The sequence below is a fragment of the Stenotrophomonas sp. YJH_SMC_58 genome (assembly GCF_059369635.1).
The window spans coordinates 268,117-287,601 of record NZ_JCAFSW010000004.1 but is presented as its reverse complement, the minus strand read 5'-3'; the positions used below and the strand labels follow the sequence as shown (position 1 = coordinate 287,601).

At 66.4% G+C, this 19,485-nt stretch carries 15 protein-coding genes; 8 read left to right on the top strand and 7 right to left on the bottom strand.

Annotated features, from left to right (window positions below):
- Positions 1 to 37 precede the first annotated feature (37 nt).
- Together rpsA and cmk are read right to left on the bottom strand one after the other, a co-directional pair.
- Complete coding sequence (rpsA, locus tag AC5P68_RS08015) at positions 38 to 1,723, bottom strand: 30S ribosomal protein S1 (RefSeq protein WP_005409285.1); 1,686 nt, start codon at positions 1,721 to 1,723, stop codon at positions 38 to 40.
- Between the two features lie 198 nt (positions 1,724 to 1,921).
- The gene (gene cmk / locus AC5P68_RS08010) at positions 1,922 to 2,599 is read right to left on the bottom strand and encodes a (d)CMP kinase (RefSeq protein WP_005409284.1); all 678 of its coding nucleotides are present in this window, start codon (positions 2,597 to 2,599) and stop codon (positions 1,922 to 1,924) included.
- 197 nt (positions 2,600 to 2,796) lie between these two features.
- Here cmk and ykgO point away from each other — a divergent pair, with 197 nt between their 5' ends.
- The 6 genes from ykgO to AC5P68_RS07980 all read left to right on the top strand — a co-directional run bounded on the left by ykgO (position 2,797) and on the right by AC5P68_RS07980 (position 7,294).
- Positions 2,797 to 2,922: a type B 50S ribosomal protein L36 gene (ykgO, locus tag AC5P68_RS08005; RefSeq protein ID WP_005409283.1), complete on the top strand. Its 126-nt coding sequence runs from the start codon at positions 2,797 to 2,799 to the stop codon at positions 2,920 to 2,922.
- A 176-nt stretch (positions 2,923 to 3,098) separates the two neighbouring features.
- The gene (locus AC5P68_RS08000) at positions 3,099 to 3,398 is read left to right on the top strand and encodes a hypothetical protein (RefSeq protein WP_425513283.1); all 300 of its coding nucleotides are present in this window, start codon (positions 3,099 to 3,101) and stop codon (positions 3,396 to 3,398) included.
- A gap of 39 nt (positions 3,399 to 3,437) precedes the next feature.
- Positions 3,438 to 4,475, top strand: a complete 1,038-nt coding sequence (locus tag AC5P68_RS07995) for an agmatine deiminase family protein (RefSeq protein WP_049403954.1) — start codon at positions 3,438 to 3,440, stop codon at positions 4,473 to 4,475.
- 161 nt (positions 4,476 to 4,636) lie between these two features.
- Positions 4,637 to 5,524, top strand: coding sequence for a carbon-nitrogen hydrolase (locus AC5P68_RS07990; RefSeq protein WP_005409280.1), 888 nt, complete (start codon positions 4,637 to 4,639; stop codon positions 5,522 to 5,524).
- Between the two features lie 14 nt (positions 5,525 to 5,538).
- A complete protein-coding gene (locus AC5P68_RS07985) occupies positions 5,539 to 6,069 on the top strand; it encodes a GNAT family N-acetyltransferase (protein ID WP_005409279.1) in 531 nt (176 codons plus the stop codon).
- Between the two features lie 4 nt (positions 6,070 to 6,073).
- On the top strand, positions 6,074 to 7,294 hold the full coding sequence (locus tag AC5P68_RS07980) for a TraB/GumN family protein (protein ID WP_425523845.1): 1,221 nt from the start codon (positions 6,074 to 6,076) through the stop codon (positions 7,292 to 7,294).
- 140 nt (positions 7,295 to 7,434) lie between these two features.
- Here AC5P68_RS07980 and AC5P68_RS07975 read toward each other — a convergent pair whose 3' ends face one another.
- Genes AC5P68_RS07975 through AC5P68_RS07965 form a run of 3 tightly spaced genes read right to left on the bottom strand, consistent with a single transcriptional unit; the run spans position 7,435 to position 15,187 of the window.
- On the bottom strand, positions 7,435 to 10,521 hold the full coding sequence (locus AC5P68_RS07975) for an efflux RND transporter permease subunit (protein ID WP_033834907.1): 3,087 nt from the start codon (positions 10,519 to 10,521) through the stop codon (positions 7,435 to 7,437).
- Positions 10,518 to 14,039, bottom strand: coding sequence for an efflux RND transporter permease subunit (locus AC5P68_RS07970; protein ID WP_495216648.1), 3,522 nt, complete (start codon positions 14,037 to 14,039; stop codon positions 10,518 to 10,520). Before AC5P68_RS07970 ends, AC5P68_RS07975 begins: the two co-directional genes overlap by 4 nt.
- Entirely contained in the window at positions 14,036 to 15,187 is a 1,152-nt protein-coding gene (locus AC5P68_RS07965) for an efflux RND transporter periplasmic adaptor subunit (RefSeq protein WP_021204157.1), read from the bottom strand. The genes AC5P68_RS07970 and AC5P68_RS07965 overlap by 4 nt, the downstream gene beginning before the upstream one ends.
- A gap of 205 nt (positions 15,188 to 15,392) precedes the next feature.
- On the opposite strand from AC5P68_RS07965, the gene AC5P68_RS07960 reads away from it, so the two are divergent.
- Together AC5P68_RS07960 and AC5P68_RS07955 are read left to right on the top strand one after the other, a co-directional pair.
- Positions 15,393 to 15,782, top strand: coding sequence for a c-type cytochrome (locus AC5P68_RS07960; protein WP_005413034.1), 390 nt, complete (start codon positions 15,393 to 15,395; stop codon positions 15,780 to 15,782).
- A gap of 9 nt (positions 15,783 to 15,791) precedes the next feature.
- Positions 15,792 to 16,253: a c-type cytochrome gene (locus tag AC5P68_RS07955; protein WP_164227533.1), complete on the top strand. Its 462-nt coding sequence runs from the start codon at positions 15,792 to 15,794 to the stop codon at positions 16,251 to 16,253.
- A gap of 182 nt (positions 16,254 to 16,435) precedes the next feature.
- Here the strand turns inward: AC5P68_RS07955 and AC5P68_RS07950 are convergent, their stop codons facing one another.
- A complete protein-coding gene (locus AC5P68_RS07950; protein WP_329772233.1) occupies positions 16,436 to 18,319 on the bottom strand; it encodes an ATP-binding cassette domain-containing protein in 1,884 nt (627 codons plus the stop codon).
- Positions 18,320 to 18,597: 278 nt separating this feature from the next.
- Positions 18,598 to 19,473, bottom strand: coding sequence for a LysR family transcriptional regulator (locus AC5P68_RS07945; protein WP_033834910.1), 876 nt, complete (start codon positions 19,471 to 19,473; stop codon positions 18,598 to 18,600).
- Positions 19,474 to 19,485 lie beyond the last annotated feature (12 nt).

Genomic DNA, 19,485 nt, shown 5'->3' with positions numbered 1-19,485 from the left:
CGGGCCGTCCAGGAAACAACAAACAGCGTAAGGCCGATTACTCGGACTTGTTGCCGTTCAGCTGTGCACGCAGCAGCGCGCCCAGCTGGGTGGTGCCGCTGGAAGCCGAAGAGGACTGGTATTCCTCCAGCACTTCGCGCATTTCCGCGTCGTCCTTGGCCTTGATCGACAGCTGCAGGGTGCGGCCCTTGCGGTCCATGCCCACGAACTTGGCTTCGATCTTGTCGCCGACCTTCAGGTGCTGGGTGGCGTCGTCAACGCGCTCGTTGGCGATGTCGCGAGCCGAAACGTAACCCTCGATGCCGTCAGCCAGCTCGATGATCGCGCCCTTGGCGTCGACTTCCTTCACCACGCCTTCGACCTTGGAGCCCTTCGGATTGGCAGCCATGTACTGGCCGAACGGATCCTGCTCCAGCTGCTTCACGCCCAGGGAGATGCGCTCGCGCTCCGGATCGACAGCCAGGACGACGGCGTCCAGGGTATCGCCCTTCTTGAAGTTGCGAACGACGTCTTCGCCGGTGGTGTTCCAGCTGATGTCGGACAGGTGGACCAGGCCGTCGATGCCGCCGTCCAGGCCGATGAAGATGCCGAAGTCGGTGATCGACTTGATCTGGCCCGACACCTTGTCACCCTTCTTGTGGGTGGCAGCGAAGGTTTCCCACGGATTGGCGGCAACCTGCTTCATGCCCAGCGAGATACGGCGACGCTCTTCATCGACGTCCAGCACCATCACTTCGACTTCGTCACCAACCTGCACAACCTTGGACGGGTTGACGTTCTTGTTGGTCCAATCCATCTCGGAGACGTGCACCAGGCCTTCGACGCCCGGCTCGATCTCAACGAACGCACCGTAATCGGTGACGTTGGAGACCTTGCCGAAGACGCGGCTGTTGGCCGGGTAACGACGGCCGATGTTGTCCCACGGATCCTCGCCCAGCTGCTTCAGGCCCAGCGAAACGCGGTTGCGCTCGCGGTCGAACTTCAGCACGCGGACGTCCAGCTCGTCGCCGACGTTCACGACTTCCGACGGGTGACGCACGCGCTTCCACGCCATGTCGGTGATGTGCAGCAGGCCGTCGATGCCGCCCAGGTCCACGAACGCGCCGTAATCGGTCAGGTTCTTGACGACACCCTTCAGGATCGCGCCTTCCTGCAGCTTGTCCATCAGCTGCTCGCGCTCTTCCGAGTGCTCGCTTTCGACGACAGCGCGGCGCGAGACCACGACGTTGTTACGCTTGCGGTCCAGCTTGATGAGCTTGAACTCGAGTTCCTTGCCTTCCAGGTAGGCCGGATCGCGCACCGGGCGCACATCGACCAGGGAACCCGGCAGGAAGGCGCGGACATCCTTGATGTCCACGGTGAAACCACCCTTGACCTTGCCGCTGATGCGGCCGGTGATGGTTTCGTTCTTTTCCAACGCTTCTTCCAGCTCGTCCCACACCATCGCGCGCTTGGCCTTCTCGCGCGACAGGACGGTTTCGCCGAAGCCGTTCTCGATCGAGTCGAGGGCGACCTTGACGATGTCGCCTTCGGCGACGTCGATTTCGCCAGCGTCGTTACGGAACTGTTCGATCGGCACGATGCCTTCGGACTTCAGGCCAGCGTTGATCACCACGACGTCGCCGCGGACTTCAACAACGGTACCGCTGACGATGGCGCCCGGCTTCAGCTTGGCCAGGTTGGCCTGGCTGGCTTCAAACAGTTCGGCAAATGATTCGGTCATTAGATTTACTCTGTTGGACACATGGGTCGGTGGCGTCCCCTTCAGGGGAATGGCGACCGCCCGCCTGTTGGTCGACCCCGGAAACGCAGGTCGTGTGTAGTAGGAAAACCGCCACGCATCATTGCGCGACGGAGCTGGTACAGCACTGCTTTGCGCGACCACCACCGATGCAGCTGGCAGTGCTCCCGCGCGAACGGATCAGGCAGCCGGAACCGGAAGCAGATCCATCACTCGGGCAACGACATCATCGATGCCGATGCCTGTGGTGTCGATGAGGACAGCATCGTCTGCCGGCTTCAGGGGCGCCACGGTACGCTGGGCATCACGGGCGTCGCGGGCCATGATCTCGCGCAGGAGGTCATCAAAGTTAACAGAAACCCCCTTGTCTTTCAACTGCTTATGCCGGCGCTCGGCGCGCTCCTCGGCACTGGCGGTCAGGAAGACCTTGTAGGGGGCGTCCTTGAAGATCACCGTGCCCATGTCGCGGCCATCGGCGACCAGGCCGGGCAGCTCCCTGAATGCGCGCTGGCGCTCCTTCAGCGCGGCGCGCACCTCGGGAATGGCGGCGATGGCAGAAGCCAGGGCGCCAGTGGTCTCCAGGCGCAGCTCGTCGGTGGCATCGGTGCCGTTGACCATGACCCGCATCGACTCGCCCTGTTCAACAAACTGAACATGGGTGTCGAAGGTGCAGCGCACCAGCGCCGAGGCGTCGGAGGTGTCGATGTCGGCCCAGCTCGCGGCCACGCCCACCGCGCGGTACAGCGCCCCCGAATCCAGGTAATGCCAGCCCATCCGGCGCGCGATGATGCGGCTGATGGTACCCTTGCCGGCCCCGGAAGGGCCGTCGATGGTCAGGACGGGAGCGAGTGGATTCATGGGGTTCCCAGAGCGTGTGAAGGGGCCATTCTAGCCCCTGCCAGACACCCCCAGCGGGATCTTTTGTGCAACCACTTGAAACCACGAGGAAAAGCCCGGTAGAATGGCGGGCTTGAACGAGCGTCAACTGCCGATTGTCTTTCGCATATCGCGGCCACGCTCCACCCGAACAACTACTGTTTACGCCGAGGTATGCCATGAAAGTCCTGTCCTCCCTGAAGTCGGCGAAGGCCCGTCACCGCGACTGCAAGGTCGTCCGTCGTCGCGGCAAGATCTTCGTCATCTGCAAGTCGAACCCGCGTTTCAAGGCGCGTCAGCGCTAAGCCCAACAGCCTTCACGGCTGCGGCTGGCCCTACGCGGGGCCGACCCGATGCAAGAAACCGCCTTCGGGCGGTTTTTTGTTTATGCGGCTTTTTCCTGCTGATTTTGCTGTAATCGCCTTTCTTGACCACTGGGGAGTAGATCGAGATGAAGCGTTACCTGTCCGCCCTGGCCGTGATGGCCACCCTGGCCGCCGCCACGCCGGCGCTGGCCGATACCCTGCTTGTCGACCGCGCCCGCGAGAAGCCGGCCGGTGCCCTGCCCCTGCGCGGCCAGAGCATGCAGCAGGTACAGGCGCAGTTCGGCGCGCCGAGCGAACGGCTGCAGCCGCGTGGCGGGCAGAAGCGGCAATGGCCGACCATCAACCGCTGGGTGTACCCGCAGTTCACCGTCTACTTCGAGAAGCAGAAGGTGATCGACGTGGTGGCCAACCAGGCGGACCCGAACGAAATCGGCCCGAAACCACCGATCCGTTGATCCCTTTACCCGCCGTGGGCGGGCCTGTGTAGCGAGACCATGAACCAGACCCTTCGTTTTCCTGCCGAGTGGGAAGCCCAGAGCGGCGTCCTGATTGCCTGGCCCACCGCCGACACCGACTGGGCCGACCGCCTGGGCCAGGTGGAAGAGACCTACATCGCCCTGGTCGCGGCCATCACCCGCTTCCAGCCGGTGCTGATCTGCGTGGCCGACGACGATGTGGAGACCTATGCCGAAATGCGGCTGCGCTCCAACCGCATCGACATGGACAAGGTCCACTTCACCACGGCCGCCTACGACGATACCTGGCTGCGCGACTCCGGCCCGATCACCCTGCGCCGTGCCGACGGCGGTTTCCAGCTGCTGGATTTCCGCTTCACCGGTTGGGGCGGCAAGTTCGACGCCACCCTGGATGACCAGCTGGTGGGCGTGCTGGACCAGGCCGGCGTGTTCAACGACGCGCCGGTGCGCAGCATCCCGTTCGCGCTGGAAGGCGGCGGCATCGAGACCGATGGCGAAGGCACCCTGCTGACCACCTGGAAGTGCCTGCACGAGCGCCATCCGGACCGCGACCGCGCCAGCCTGAGCGCCGACCTGGCCGACTGGCTGCAGCAGGACCGCGTGCTGTGGCTGGACCACGGCTACCTGGAAGGCGACGACACCGACGCGCACATCGACACCCTCGCCCGCTTCGCCTCGGCCGACAGCATCGTCTACCAGGCCTGTGGCGACGAGAGCGACTCGCACTACGCCGAACTGCAGGCGATGGGCAACGAGCTGGCCGCACTGCGCACCAAGGATGGGCAGCCGTACCGCCTGTTCCCGCTGCCGTGGGCACAGCCGGTGATCGACGAAGGCCGCCGCCTGGCTGCGTCGTACGCCAACTACCTGATCGTCAATGGTGCGGTGCTGATGCCGGCCTATGGCGACCCGGCCGACGACCTGGCCCGCGATGTGCTGGCCCAGGCGCACCCGGGCCGCGAGATCGTGCAGGTGCCCTGCCGCTCGCTGATCTGGCAGAACGGCAGCCTGCACTGCATCACCATGCAGCTGCCGGAAGGGCTGTTGAAGGTCTGACGGTAGTGCCGGCCGCTGGCCGGCAACCCTGCACCGCCTGATGGATCCACGGGATTGCCGGCCAGCGGCCGGCACTACCGAGCGCACCCATTCAGCGCGCGACACGCCGTCGCCGTCCATCCGCGCTAACATGCTGGTTTTCCCCCGCAGGAACGCCCCGCATGAACTCGCGCAGCCCCCTTACCGTCGCCCTGATCCAGGAGCGCAACCACGGTGATGCCGCCGCCAACCTGGCGGTGATCGAAGCACGCGTGGCCGAGGCGGCTGCGCAGGGTGCCAAGCTTGTGCTGCTGCAGGAACTGCATAACGGTCCGTACTTCTGCCAGCACGAATCGGTGGACGAATTCGACCTGGCCGAGCCGATTCCGGGCCCCAGCACCGAGCGCCTGGGCGCGCTGGCGAAGAAGCACGGCGTGGTGCTGGTCGGCTCGCTGTTCGAACGCCGCGCTGCCGGCCTGTACCACAACACCGCCGTGGTGTTCGAGAAGGACGGTACGCTGCTCGGCAAGTACCGCAAGATGCATATTCCGGACGATCCGGGCTTCTACGAGAAGTTCTACTTCACCCCGGGCGACATCGGCTTCAAGCCGATCGATACCTCGGTGGGTCGCCTTGGCGTGCTGGTGTGCTGGGACCAGTGGTACCCGGAAGCGGCGCGCCTGATGGCGCTGGCCGGTGCCGAACTGCTGCTCTACCCGACCGCGATCGGCTGGGACCCGGACGACGTGCAGGACGAGAAGACCCGCCAGCGCGACGCCTGGGTGCTGAGCCACCGCGGCCACGCCGTGGCCAACGGCCTGCCGGTACTGAGCTGCAATCGCGTCGGCCACGAGGCCTCGCCGCTGGGCGCCTCCGGCATCCAGTTCTGGGGCAACAGCCACGTGCTGGGCCCGCAGGGCGAGTTCCTGGCCGAAGCCGGCACCGATGCCACGGTTCTGTTGTGCGATGTCGACCTGCAGCGCAGCGAGCATGTGCGCCGCATCTGGCCGTTCCTGCGCGACCGCCGCATCGATGCCTACGGCGACCTGCTCAAGCGCTACATCGACTGAGCCGGAGCCCGCGCATGGCCGTCCTCATCCGTGATGCCGGCCCGGCCGACATCGCCGCGATCACCGCGATCTACGCGGTGGAAGTGACCGACTTCGTCAACACTTACGAGTACGACATCCCGGACGCGTCCGAGATGCTGCGCCGCATGCGCGACATCATCGACCGCGGCTTCCCCTACCTGGTCGCCGAGATTGACGGCCAGGTGGCCGGCTATGCCTACGCCAACACCTACCGCACCCGCGTTGCCTACCAGTGGACCGTGGAAAACTCGGTCTACGTCGATGCTGCGTTCCAGGGCAAGGGCGTTGGCACCGGCCTGCTGCAGGCGTTGATCGACGCCTGCGTGGCGCGTGGCTACCGGCAGATGGTGGCGGTGATCGGCGAACCGACCAATACCGCTTCAATCAAGCTGCACGAACGCTTCGGCTTCGAGCTGGTCGGCGTGTTCCGTGGCCTCGGCCGCAAGCATGGCCGCTGGCTGGATACCGTGCAGATGCAGCGCGCGCTCGGCGATGGCGCCGACACTGCACCTTCCAATGAATGAACCCATGACCGAAACCCTTCCCGAGACCGGCGACGACCTGTTCGCCGGCCAGCCGGTACGCGTTGTTGAACGCGACGGCGTGCGCTACACCCTGCTGGGCACTGCCCATGTCTCACGCGCCAGCGTCGAGGCGGTGGAGAAAGCCATCGACAGCGGTCGCTTCGACGCCGTGGCCGTTGAACTGGACCCGCAGCGCCTGCAGGCGCTGAGCGACCCGGACACGCTGGCCAAGCTCGACCTGGTCGAGGTGATCCGCAAGGGCCGCGTCGCCCTGTTCGCCGCCAACCTGGCCCTGTCCGCCTACCAGCGCCGCCTGGCCGAACAGCTCGACATCGAGCCGGGCGCGGAACTGAAGCGCGCGGTGGAACTGGCGCGCGAACGCGACCTCGCGGTGCACCTGATCGACCGCGAGGTCGGCCTGACCTTCCGCCGCGCCTCGCAGCGGCTGGGCTTCTTCGGCAAGCTGAAGCTGGTTGCCGGTCTCGGCGCCGGCCTGTTCTCGTCCGAGGAAGTGGGCGAGAACGAGATCGAGAAGCTCAAGCAGGGCGACATGCTGGAATCGAGCTTCGGCGAGTTTGCCAGCGAGAGCCCGGCACTGTACGAGACCATCATCGGCGAGCGCGACCGCTACATGGCTACGCGCCTGCGCGAGGAACACAACCCGCAGCAGCGTGAAGTGCTGGCGGTTGTCGGTGCGGGTCACCTGGCAGGCCTGGCGCGTTACCTGGAAACCGACACCGAGGCACCGGCACCGCTGCGCGCCGAGCTGGAGGCGGTGCCGAAGAAGCGCAACATTCCGTGGTTCACGCTGGGCATCCTGGCCATCGTGGCGACCGGCATCGGCGTGGGCTTCTACCGCGGTGGTCTGGGCGTGGGCACCGAACTGCTGGCGACCTGGGCGATGTATACCGGCGGCCTGGCGGGCCTGGGCTGCCTGCTGGCAGGCGGTCACCCGCTGAGCATCCTCACCGCGATCGCGGTGGCCCCGTTCAAGCCGTTCCGCCTGAGCATCCCGACCGGCGCGTTCTCGGCGCTGGTGGAAGCGCGCCTGCGCAAGCCGGCGTACGAGGACTTCCTGAAGCTGCGCGACGACGCGCAGAGCCTGAAGGGCTGGTACCGCAATCGGGTCACGCGCGTGGTGCTGACATTCATGCTGACCAACATCGGCAGCATGCTCGGCCTGTGGCTGACCACGTTCAAGGTGTGGGGCAAGGTCGCCGGTTGATTGTTTTGTGTAGCGTCGAGCCATGCTCGACTGCGCTCTGGTAGGTGCCAACCTTGGTTGGCACGCGATGCCCGGCAAAAAAAGGGGGAGGCCGCCCCACTACGACCGGCCTCCCCCACACCACAACACATTGATGTGCATTACAGCCGGGCAGCGCCCGGCTCTACCATTTCCGCTCCACGCGCGCGGCGGATCAACCGCGTCACGGCATTGCGCAGGTCATCCAGCACCGCATAGATGGTCGGCAGGAACAGCAGGCTGACCACGGTCGAGAACGCCAGGCCGCCGGCAATCGCGCGCGCCATCGGCGCGTACTCCGGGCCATTGCCGAACATCTGCGTATTGGTCAGCGAGATCGGCACCATCGCCAGGATCGCCGTGCCCATCGTCATCATGATCGGGCGCAGGCGCTCGCGTGAACCCTCCACCAGCGCCTGCGTGCGTCCCATGCCGCCGCGCCGCAGGTTGTTGATGTGCTCGATCATCACGATGCCGTTGTTCACCACCACGCCCATCAGCACCAGGATGCCGATGAAGGACATGATCCCGAACGAGGTACCGGTGATCCAGAACAGCCAGAACACACCGAAGATCGAGAACAGCACGCCACTCATGATCGCCGCCGGGAACAGCAGCGACTCGAACACCGCCGCCATCACCACGTAGATCATCACCAGCGCGATCAGCAGGTTGAACACCATCTGCTGCATCGCTTCGTCGTCGTTGCCGTAGTCGCCGCCATCGAAGGTGAAGCCATAGCCGGCCGGGAAGTTCATCGGCTTGAGCACCGATTCCATCGCCTTGCGGCCATCGGGCGCGGTGACCTTCTCGGCCAGGTTGGCCTTGATGGTCAGCGTGGTCTGGCGGTTGGTGCGACCGATCTGGGTCGCCGATGAACCGACGTCAACGGTGACCAGGCTCAGCAGTGGCACGCTGCGGCCGTCGCCGGTGCGCACGCTGAAGCCGGCCAGGTCCTCCGGGCTGCTCTGCTCGGCGCCAGCGAAGCGCACCCATACCGGTACTTCATTGTCGCCGCGGCGGAACTCGCGCATCGGCGCACCGCGCAGGGCCAGGCCGACGAAGCTGGCGACCTGCTCGGCATTGAAGCCGAATGCGGCGGCACGCTCGCGGTCGACGCGCACCTTCAGCTCGCCGCCCTTCTCGCCATTGTCGATGCGCACGTCGCGCAGCTCGGCACGCTGGGCCAGCAGCGGCACCACTTCCTGGCCGATCTCCTGCAGCATCGAACTGGAGTCGCCCACCAGCTGCACCTGCACGCCCTGGTTGCCGCCACCGCCGCCATCACCGCCCTGGTTGCCAACGAAGTAGTCGGTGCGGGCCGACTTCGGCAGGCCCTTGCGCAGCTCTTCCTGCAGCGCCTTGATGTCCTTGGCGTACTTCTCGTCCAGGGTGACCACGGTCGAGCTGCCTTCCTGCTCGCTGTACCAGGAGTACACCTGCTTGACGTGCAGGCGCTCGCGGTTGGCGTCGATCCAGTTCTCCACGCGCGCCACTTCCTCGGACATCTGCCGGTAGGTGTAGGCGCCCTTCCACATGTAGCCGATGAAGATGTCCTTGCCGCCATCGCCGCCGAACATGTCGACCTTGGTCAGCTTCATCGGCACCAGGCTGACCAGCACCACCAGCACGATGCCGAGCAGGCTCCAGCCACGATGGTGCAGCGACCAGTCCAGCAGCCTGGCGTAGCGGCGCTGCAGCCGCGCGATCAGGCCGGTCTGCGAGTGCACCAGCTTGGGCGTGGCCATCCGCGCGGACAGCATCGGGATCAGGCTGACCGCGACCAGCCACGAGGCCAGCAGCGAGACCGAGATGGTGATCGCGATCTGCGCCATGAAGATGCTGATGTTGTTGGTCTCGCCGAACAGGTTCGGCACGAACACGATGCAGTGGCACAAGGTGCCAGCGCTGAGCGCGATGGCCACGTTGCGGGTGCCGATGATCGAGGCCAGGCGCGGCTGTCCCGGCATGCGCTCGCGCTCCTGGTAGATGCTCTCCACCACCACCACGGCGTTGTCGACCAGCATGCCCACCGCCAACAGCAGGCCCATCATGGTCAGGATGTTCAGCGTCACCCCGACGAAGTACATGAAGCCCAGGGTGATGGTGAAGCAGATCGGAATGGCCAGGGTCACCATCAGCGTGGACGGCCAATGGCGCAGGAAGAAGAACAGCACCGTGATCGACAGGATCAGGCCGACCGCACCGGCCTCGGCCAGTTCCAGCAGCGAGGAGGTCACCGCCTTGCCCTGGTTGTCGATCACCTTGATCTGCACGTCGCGCATCGACGCTTCGGCACGGATCGCTTCAACCTCGGCCAGCGCCGCGCGCGACACCTCCACCAGGTTGGCACTGCGCTCCTTGAAGATGTCCAGCCCGACCGCCGGGTTGCCGTCCAGGCGGCGCCCGTAGTTCATCCGCGCCGGCTTCAGGCGCACGTCGGCGATGTCGCCCAGGCGCAGACCCTTGGCGTTGATCACCAGGTCGCGCATTTCCTGCAGGTCGGTGATCTCGCCCACCGGCTGCACGCGCACGCGCTGGCCGTTGTCGTCGATCTGCCCGGCCGAGATCGAGAAGTTCAGCGTGCGCAGGCGGTCACTCAGCTCATTGATGCTCAGCCCATGCGCGTTGAGCCGGTTCGGATCAATGGCGATCTCCACCTCGTTCGGCGGCGCGCCGGTAATGTCGACGCGGGCCACGCCGGGGATACGCTCGATGCGCCGCTTGAACTCGCGGTCGAGCATGTCGTAAGCGGTGGTCAGGTCGGTGGTGCTGGCCAGGCGCACCTTCAGCACCGGCTGGTCGCTGCTGGACCACTTGAACACGTTGTAGCGCTGCAGGTCGTCCGGCAGATCGCTGCGGATCGCGTCGATGCGTTCGCGTGCGTCGGAGGCGGCGATGGCGATGTCGCGGTCCCAGTCGCTGAACTCGATGAAGATCAGCGCCGCCTCGGAGGTGGCCGACGAGCGCATGCGCTTGATGCCGGTCATCGTCGCCAGCGATTCCTCCACCGGGCGGATGATGGTCCGCTCCACTTCCTCCGGGGTTGAACCGGTGTACGGAATCTGCACGAACAGGAAGGGCGCGGAAATGTCCGGCAACGCTTCCAGCGGCAACCGGAACGAGGCGATCAGGCCGATCACCACCAGTGACACGAAGCACATGATGGTGGTGACCGGGCGGCGGATGGAGAACTCGGCAACACTCATGCCGGCTCCTCCGCACCCGCCGCGCTGCCTGCTGCGCCCGGCTCGATCTCGCCGGCGTGCTTGCGGCCACGCTCGCGGTAATAGGCATCACCACGGCGGTCCATCAGGTCGTAGACCACCGGGATCACCAGCAGGGTCAGCAGGGTCGACACCAGCAGGCCACCGATCACGGTGATCGCCATCGGCGCGCGTACTTCGGCGCCCTCGCCCATCGCCACCGCCAGCGGCAGGAAGCCGAACAGCGTGCACAGCGTGGTCATGATGATCGGCCGCAGGCGCGAGCGTGCACCTTCCACCAGGGCCTCGTGCTTGGCCACGCCGGCCTCGCGCAGCTGGTTGACCTTGTCGATCAGGATGATCGCGTTCTTGGTGACCAGGCCGACCAGCAGGATCAGGCCGATGAACACCACCACCGAGATGGGCTTGCCGGTCAGCATCAGTGCCAGGATCGCGCCGACCAGCGCCAGCGGGATGGTGAACAGGATCACGAACGGATGCAGCAGCGATTCGAACTGCGAGGCCATCACCAGGTAGACCAGGAAGATCGCCAGGCCGAAGGCGAAGATCAGCGACTTCGCCGCCTGCGCCAGCTCCTCGCCCTGGCCACCGATGTGCAGGCCGACACCCGCGCCCAGCGGTTGTTCGGCCACCATCTGCTGCACTTCGCGCATGGCCGCGCCGAGGTCGATGTCGCGCAGGTTGGCCGAGACCACCGCAACGCGGGTCTGGTCGGCGCGATGGATCTCGCTGGGGCCGGTGGTGGCAACCACGTCGGCCACCGCATCCAGCGTGACCGGCCGGGTGCTGCCCGGATTGACGATCAACCGGCGGATGCTCTCCACGCTGGCGCGGTCGCCTTCCTGGGCACGCACCAGCACGTCGATCTTGCGGTCGCGGAAGCTGTAGCGGGTAGCCACGTCGCCGCGCACCTTCTTCACCACCACGTCGGCGATCTGGCGGGTGGTCAGGCCCAGCGCACCGGCACGTTCCTGGTCGAAGCGGATCTGGATTTCCGGGAAGCCCTCTTCCACCGTGGACTTCACGTCGGCGTAGTGCGCATTGCCACGCAGCATCGCCGCCAGGCGCTGGCCAGCCACTTCCAACGTCGCCATGTCCTGCCCGCGCAGCTCGATTTCCAGCGGCGTGGAGAAGCTGAACAACGCCGGCCGCGCGAAGTCGACCTGTGCCCCCGGATGCTGGCCCATGCTGTCGCGCAGGCGCTCGGTGATCTCGGCTTCGGTGCGTGCATTGCCACCGCCTTCCATCACCACGGTCAGCTTGCCGATGTTCTCGCCGCTCTCGGTCGGGCTGGCATCCAGGCGGGTGCCGCTGCCACTGACACCGTACAGCGAGGCCACGCCCTCGCCGTTGCCGTGGGCCAGCTGCAGCTCACGCACCAGCACATCGGTCTGCTTGAGCGGTGTGCCGGCCGGCAGCTTCACCGTCATCTCGAAACGGTCCTGCGCCAGCTGCGGGATCAGGTCGGCACCGAGCATCGGCACCAGCGCCATGGTCGCCACGAAGATGATCGTGGCCACGCCGAGCACCTTGCCCGGATGGGCCAGCGCGCTCGGCAACAGGCGCAGATAGCCGCGCTCGGCACCGGCGTAGGGCTTCATTGCCAGGTCGCTGGCCTTGCGCATCACCGGGCCGACCACTGCCACGACGCCCCGCCACGCACGTACGACCAGCCAGGCCAGCGCATAGAAGCTCCAGCGCGCGGTTGCGACGGCACCACGACGGCCCAGTGCCACCGGCTTCTGCCAGCGGTTCTGCGGCTGCCACGGTTCGTTCGGCGCCTCTTCCGGGAATGCCAGCGGCGGCCGGCCCTTCAGCGAGCTCAGCATCGGAATCAGCGTCATCGATACCAGCAGCGAGATCGCGATGGCGATCGCCACGGTCAATGCCTGGTCGCGGAACAGCTGGCCGGCGATGCCATCGACGAACACCAGCGGCAGGAACACCGCGATGGTGGTCAGGGTCGAGGCGACCACCGCCATGCTCACTTCGCGGGTACCGACGATCGCTGCCTGCAGGATGCCCAGGCCACGCTCGCGGGCCTTGGCAATGCTCTCCAGCACCACGATCGAGTCGTCCACCACCAGGCCGGTGGCCAATGCCAGGCCGCCCAGCGACATCACGTTCAAGCTGAGGCCGAGCTGGCCCATGAAGAAGAACGTGGCGATGATCGAGACCGGCAAGGACAGGCTGATCACGAACGTGCTCCAGCCATCACGCAGGAACAGGAAGATGATCAGGATCGCCAGCAGGCCACCGATCACCGCATCCTTCTTGACGTCGGCGATGGCGTGCTCGATGAAGCGCGACTGGTCCTCGATGGTGGTCATCTCGACGTCGGACGGGAACGTGCCCTTGATCTGCTCCAGGCGCTTGCGCAGCGCTTCGGCGGTGGACACGGTGTTGGCGTCGCCTTCCTTGTAGATGGCCAGTTCAACCGATTCCTTGCCGCCCAGGCGGATCACCGCTTCGCGTTCCTTGTAACCCTGGCGAACGGTGGCCACGTCCTTCAGGCGTACCGGCACGCCATTGGCGACCACGCTGGAGCCAGCACCGGACGATGCGCTCTGCGCCGCCGAGGCCGCTGCGATGGCCGCGGCCGAACCGGTCGACGCGGCGATGTTGAACATCTGCTGCAATGCCGAGTCGGCTGCACTTCCGTTCGAACCCTGGGTGGTGACCAGCAGGTTGCGGATCTCCTCCAGGTCGGCGAACTGGTTGACGGTGCGCACCAAGAAGCGCTGCGACCCCTCCTCCAGACGACCGCCGGAGATGTTGATGTTCTCGTCCTTCAGGCGCTTGATGACGGTGTCGATCGGCAGGTTCAGCTGTGCCAGCTTCTGCTGGTCGATGTCGACCTGGATCTCATCTTCCAGACCGCCACCGACCTTGACCGCTGCCACGCCGGCAACCGGCTCCAGCTTCTTCTTCAGGTCTTCATCGGCATAGCGGCGCAGGCCGGTCAGCTCGCGGACCGCATCGGCATCGCTGGCCGGCGCCACCTTGTTCGACAGCACCAGGCGCATGATCGGCTCGGTGGACGGATTGAAGCGCAGCAGCACCGGGGCCTTGGCCTCCAGTGGCAGGTTCAGCGCTTCCATCTTGTCACGCACCTCCAGGCTGGCCTGGTCCATGTTGGTGCCCCAGGCGAACTCCAGCACCACGTCGCTCTGGCCGGTGCGCGAGACCGACTTCAGCTTGCGCAGGTTCTTGACCACGCCGACGGCCTCTTCGACCGGCTGGGTGATCAGGGTTTCGATTTCGGTCGGCGCCGAACCGGTGTACTCGGTGCGCACGGTCAGCGTCGGGTAGCTCAGGTCGGGCAGCAGGTTGACCTTGAGGTTGCCCAGCGCGATCAGGCCGAACAGCAGCAGGGTGACCGTGCACATGGCGATGGTCACGCGGCGGCGGGTGGCGAATTCCACCAGGCCGCCGCGCATGCCGGCGGCGGCGCCATCGCTCGCCGGCGAGGCACCGTGGTCGTGGCCCGGGGCGGTCATTGCTTGCTCCCGGCCTTGTCTGCCGGCTTGGCGGCCGCTGCGACCGTCTTCGCCTTTGCCTTCGGATCGGCGATCACCTGCACCGCGGTACCGTCGCGCAGCGCGACCTTGCCGGCGGTGACCACCTGATCACCGGCCGCCAGGCCATCACGGATCTCCACCCACGGGCCCTCGGCGTAACCCAGCTTGACCGGAACGCGTGCGACCTTGCCTTCGCGCACCCGGAACACCGCCGGCTCACCGTCGTCGAGCAGCGCCAGGCGCGGCACCACGAGCGCATCGGCACGCTGGTCGTAATCGATGCGGATGCGCCCGAACATGCCGGGCTGCAGCGCGTGCGCGGCGCCATCGAAGGCGCTGACCACGCGAAACGTGCCGCTGCCCGAATCCACCACCGGCGCGATGCGATCGACGGTGCCGGTGAAGCTCTGGCCCGGCAGCGCATCGGCGGCCAACGTCACCGGCTGGCCGGCACGCAGCGTGGCCAGCTCGCGTTCGGGCACGTTGAGGGTGGCTTCCAGGCGCGAGTTGTCGACGATGCGGAAGATCGGCGTGTTGATCTGCACGAAGTTGCCGGTCTTGATCGAGCGCGATGCGATCACACCGGAAATCGGCGCCACGACGGTGGTGTAGGACAGCTCCAGCGTCGCCAGACGGTACTGCGCACGGACGTTTTCCAGATCAAAGCGCAGCTGGTCGACATCGGCAGCACTGACCATCTGCTGGCCAACCAGTTTCTGTGCACGCTGGTAGTTGTTTTCCAGCTTGCGCATCTGCGCTTCGCTCTGCGCTACGGCCAGGCGTGCGCGGTCCGGGTCCAGGCGCACCAGCGGCTGGCCGGCGGTGACCCGCTGGCCTTCCTCGACCAGCACCGCCAGCGCCACACCGGAGGTCTTGGCCACCACCTGCGACTCGGCGCGTGGTTCCAGCGCGGCGGTGCCTGTGTAACTGGCCGCGACCGCGCGATGGCTGGCCACGGCCACTTCGACCGGGACCGCATCGACCTTCTTCTCCTCCTTGGTCTCGGCGGCCTTGGCTTCGGAATTGGGCCCTGCGGCGCAACCGCCCAGCAGCAGGGAGGTGGAGATCAGCAGTGCGGCAGCGCAGATTCCGCTGCGACGGCCGGACAGGAAGGTTGGGTGCGACATCGTCAGGTCCCTGGAGGATGCGTGGACAGGTGTGGTAGCAAAGTAATGCACCACTTCACGGCAACACCATATCCCAAAGGTCATGGTGTCTTCACGCCGCTGGTCGGCCCGACCCCATTTCAGCTAGATGAAACCTGAGGCTATACTCGGGGCGTTCCGTACCCCACGCCGGAACGACCAGACCCGAATCCCCGGAAACGACACCATGCGCCCGCAGCCGCTCGCCGCTTGTCTCGCTCTGGCCGTCCTCCTGCCCCTTGGGGCCGCCGCACAGCCCGCTCCTGCTCCTGCCACACCCGCTCCGGCCCCGGCTCCTGCCGCCGCGCCGGCGCCTGCCGCGCCCACCGGCAACTTCGACAATGGCCGCGTGCTGGCCTACACCTGCCAGGGGTGCCACGGCATCACCGGCTACAAGAACGCCTACCCCAGCTACCGGGTGCCGAAGATCGGCGGCCAGACCCAGCAGTACCTGGCCCAGGCCCTGACCGAGTACCGCCAGGGCAAGCGCCGGCATCCGACGATGCAGGCGCAGTCGATGAGTTTCAGCGAACAGGAGATCGCCGATCTCTCTGTTTACCTGTCCACCGTCAAGTAAGGCCCGCCCATGTCGAAAGCCGCGCATCCGCTGCGTCACGCCATCGCCCTGTCCGCTGCCCTGCTGCTGGCGGCCTGTTCACAGTCGCAGGTGGAAAACAGCGAGAAATCCGCCGCCGATCCGGGCCATGCCAGTGGCGAACACGGCTCTTCTTCTTCGGCTGGCCTGCCTGCAGGTCGCGAGGCCGCCGGTGAAGCCCGCGCCAAGGTGAAGGGCAAGGCCACCAACCAGAGCTGCATCGACTGCCACGGGGCCGATGGCAATGCGCCGATCGATCCGACCTATCCGAAGCTGGGTGGGCAGTACGGTGACTACCTGGCGCATGCGCTGCAGGCCTACCGCGCCGGTGACCGCCAGCACATGCTGATGACGCCGCAGGCGAAGGACCTGAGCGATCAGGACATCGCCGATCTGGCGGCGTATTTCGGCAGCCGGCCGAGCCAACTGCGGGATCTGCACGGGGTCAAATGACCGCAGGCCCCCGGTGGGTGCGGATCGTTGATTGGTGGGTGCGGACCGTTGGTCCGTACGGAGGTGTAACCGGCTTCGGTGGGTGCGGACCTTGGTCCGCACTGATGCCACCATCCACGCATCGCGTGGATCTACTGATTCTCGACTCGATCAATCGGCGCACTGCTGGCGCCGACCGATACTCAGCCTTCCAACTCTTCCCAGCGCGCGTAAGCGGCATCCAGCTCGGCCTGCACCTTGGCCAGCTGCTGGGTGTGCGCGGTCACTTCGGCGCTGCTGCGGGTGTAGAACGACGGGTCGTTCATCGCCGAGGTCAGGCCTTCGACATCGCCTTCCAGCTTCTCGATGGTCTTCGGCAGCTGCTCCAGTTCGCGCGCTTCCTTGTAGGCCAGCTTGCGCTTGGGTGCGGCCGGAGCTGCGGTAACCGGGGTGGCCGGCGCAGCGGCCGCCGGCTTGGCCGCAGGGGCCGCGGCAGGCGCTGCGATGCTGGCCGCATAACGCTGCCAGTCGCTGTAACCGCCCACGTACTCGCCGATCACGCCATCGCCTTCCATCACCAGCGTGGAGGTGACCACGTTGTCGATGAAGTCACGGTCATGGCTGACCAGCAGCAGCGTACCGGTGTACTCGCCCAGCAGCTCTTCCAGCAGCTCCAGGGTTTCCACGTCCAGGTCGTTGGTCGGTTCGTCCATCACCAGCAGGTTGGACGGCTGCGCGAACAGCTTGGCCAGCAGCAGGCGGTTGCGCTCGCCACCGGACAGGCGGGTAATCGGCGCACGCGCGCGCTCCGGGGTGAACATGAAGTCCTGCAGGTAGGCATGCACATGCTTGCGCTTGCCGTTGAACTCGAGGAAATCGCGGCCTTCGGCGACGTTCTCGATCGCGCTCCAGTCTTCGCGCAGCACAGCGCGGTACTGGTCGAAATACGCGATCTGCAGGTTGGTGCCGGCGTTGACTTCGCCCTTGGCCGGCTGCAGTTCGCCCAGCAGCAGCTTGAGCAGCGTGGTCTTGCCGCTGCCGTTGGGACCGATCAGGCCGATGCGGTCGCCGCGCATGATGGTGGTGGTGAAATCGCGGACCATGGTGCGCTCGCCGAAGGCGAACGAAATGTCCTTGACGTCGATGACCTTCTTGCCGGAGCTGACGCCCTGCGCGGCCTCCATCTTGACGTTGCCGCTGAGGTCGCGACGCTGCGAACGCTCCACGCGCATCGCCTTCAGGCGGCGCACGCGGCCTTCGTCGCGGGTGCGACGGGCCTTGATGCCCTGCCGGATCCAGACTTCTTCCTGCGCCAGCAGCTTGTCGAAGCGGGCGTTTTCCTGCGCCTGCGCATTGAGGCGTTCCTCGCGGCGGCGCTCGTAGTTGGCCCAGTCGCCTGGCCAGCTGGTGACCTGGCCGCGGTCGATCTCGACGATGCGGGTGGCCAGGGCACGCAGGAAGCGACGGTCATGGGTGACGAACACCACGCTGCCGCTCCAACCCTTCAGGAACGCTTCGAGCCAGTCGATGGCTTCGATGTCCAGGTGGTTGGTCGGTTCGTCCAGCAGCAGCACATCGGGGCTGGACACCAGCGCGCGGGCGAGCAGCACGCGGCGCTTCATGCCGCCGGACAGGCGGCCGAACTCGGCCTCGCCATCCAGGTCGAGCTTGGTCAGGGTTTCGCTGACGCGCTGGTCCAGGCCCCAGCCGTTGGCGGCATCGATCTTGGCCTGCACGTTGCCGAGGGCTTCGCCATCGAAGACTTCGGCATGGCTGAGGTGGTGGAATTCGGCCAGCCACTGGCCCAGCTCGCCAAGGCCGTCGGCGACGACGTCGAACACCGAGCCGGCCGCGCCGTGCGGCACTTCCTGCTCCAGGCGGGTGACGCGCACGCCCTGCTGCACGCGGACTTCGCCGTCATCGGGCTTGTGGTCGCCGGACAGCAGCTTGAGCAGGGTGGATTTGCCGGCGCCGTTGCGGCCGATCAGGGCGATGCGTTCGCCCGGCTCGATCGACAGTTCGGCCTTTTCCAGCAACAACGGGCCGCCGACGCTGAAGTCGACGTTCTGCAGAGTAATCAGAGGCATCCGGATATTGTACGGGTTGGGGGCGTCGGCCGGGTTGCACCCGGCACCCGCGGTAGTGCCGGCCGCTGGCCGGCAACTTCAACGGCAACGTCAAAAGCTGGTTTCCTGTGGGATGGCGGAGCGGTGTGGGTCTGCAGGACACGCCGTAAACCCATCCATGGCGCCAACGGTCCTGCAGACCCACACCGCCCCGCCCCTGACAGTTTCCCGCGATCTGTCGGAACGGCATTCTGCTCTGGTGGGTGTCGACCTTGGTCGACACATGGGAATCTGATGAATTACCCCACGTCCCCCAGCAACGCCTGCAACCCCGGCAGCCATTGCTTGCCCGGGTGACGTACCAGCCACAGGGTGCGCTGCAGGGCCGGCAGCGGGGTTTCGAGCACGCGCAGGCGGCCTAGGGCCAATGGCTCTTCCAGCGCGTGACGCGAAAGACAGGCCAGGCCGAGGCCGGCGATGGCGGCCTGCTTGATCGCTTCGGTATTGCCCAGCTGCAGCGTCTGGGCGAAGCCACGCAGATGCGGCAGCAACGCCTGCTCCACCGCCTCGCGGGTGCCCGAGCCGGGCTCACGCAGCAGCCAACGTGCGCCGCGCAGCTGCTCCAGCGACCAGCGCGCCGGGGCATCGGCGGCAGCCACGATCACCAGCGGGTCCTGCTGCCAGGCGGTCACCTGCAGGCCGCGCTCGTGGCAGGGGCCTTCGATCAGCCCGGCGTCCACATCCAGGCGCTGCACGGCGGCGACCACGCCGGCGCTGTTGTCGATGCGCAGATCGACCTCGGCCTGCGGTGCCTGGCGCAGCAGCTCGGCGATGCGCGGCGGCAACAGGTAGTTGCCGATGGTGGTACTGGCGGCCAGTACCAGCCGCAGGGGGGCGCCCTGGGCCGGGTCGCCGCCCGCAGCCAGCTGCCGTTCGAGGTCGGCAGCGTTGACCAGCAGCGTACGCGCCGGCTCCAGCAGCGCGCGGCCGTGCCCGTTCAGGGCCAGGCGACGGCCGATGCGGTCGAACAGCGGCGTGCCGAAGTGTGCCTCCAGTTCCTGCAGGGCAGCGCTGCTGGCCGACTGGGAGAGCGCGATGGCCTGGCCCGCAGCGGTGGTGCTGCCGTGGTCAGCGATGGCGACGAACACCTGCAGCTGGCGCAAGGTCAGGCGCATGGGAATTACCCG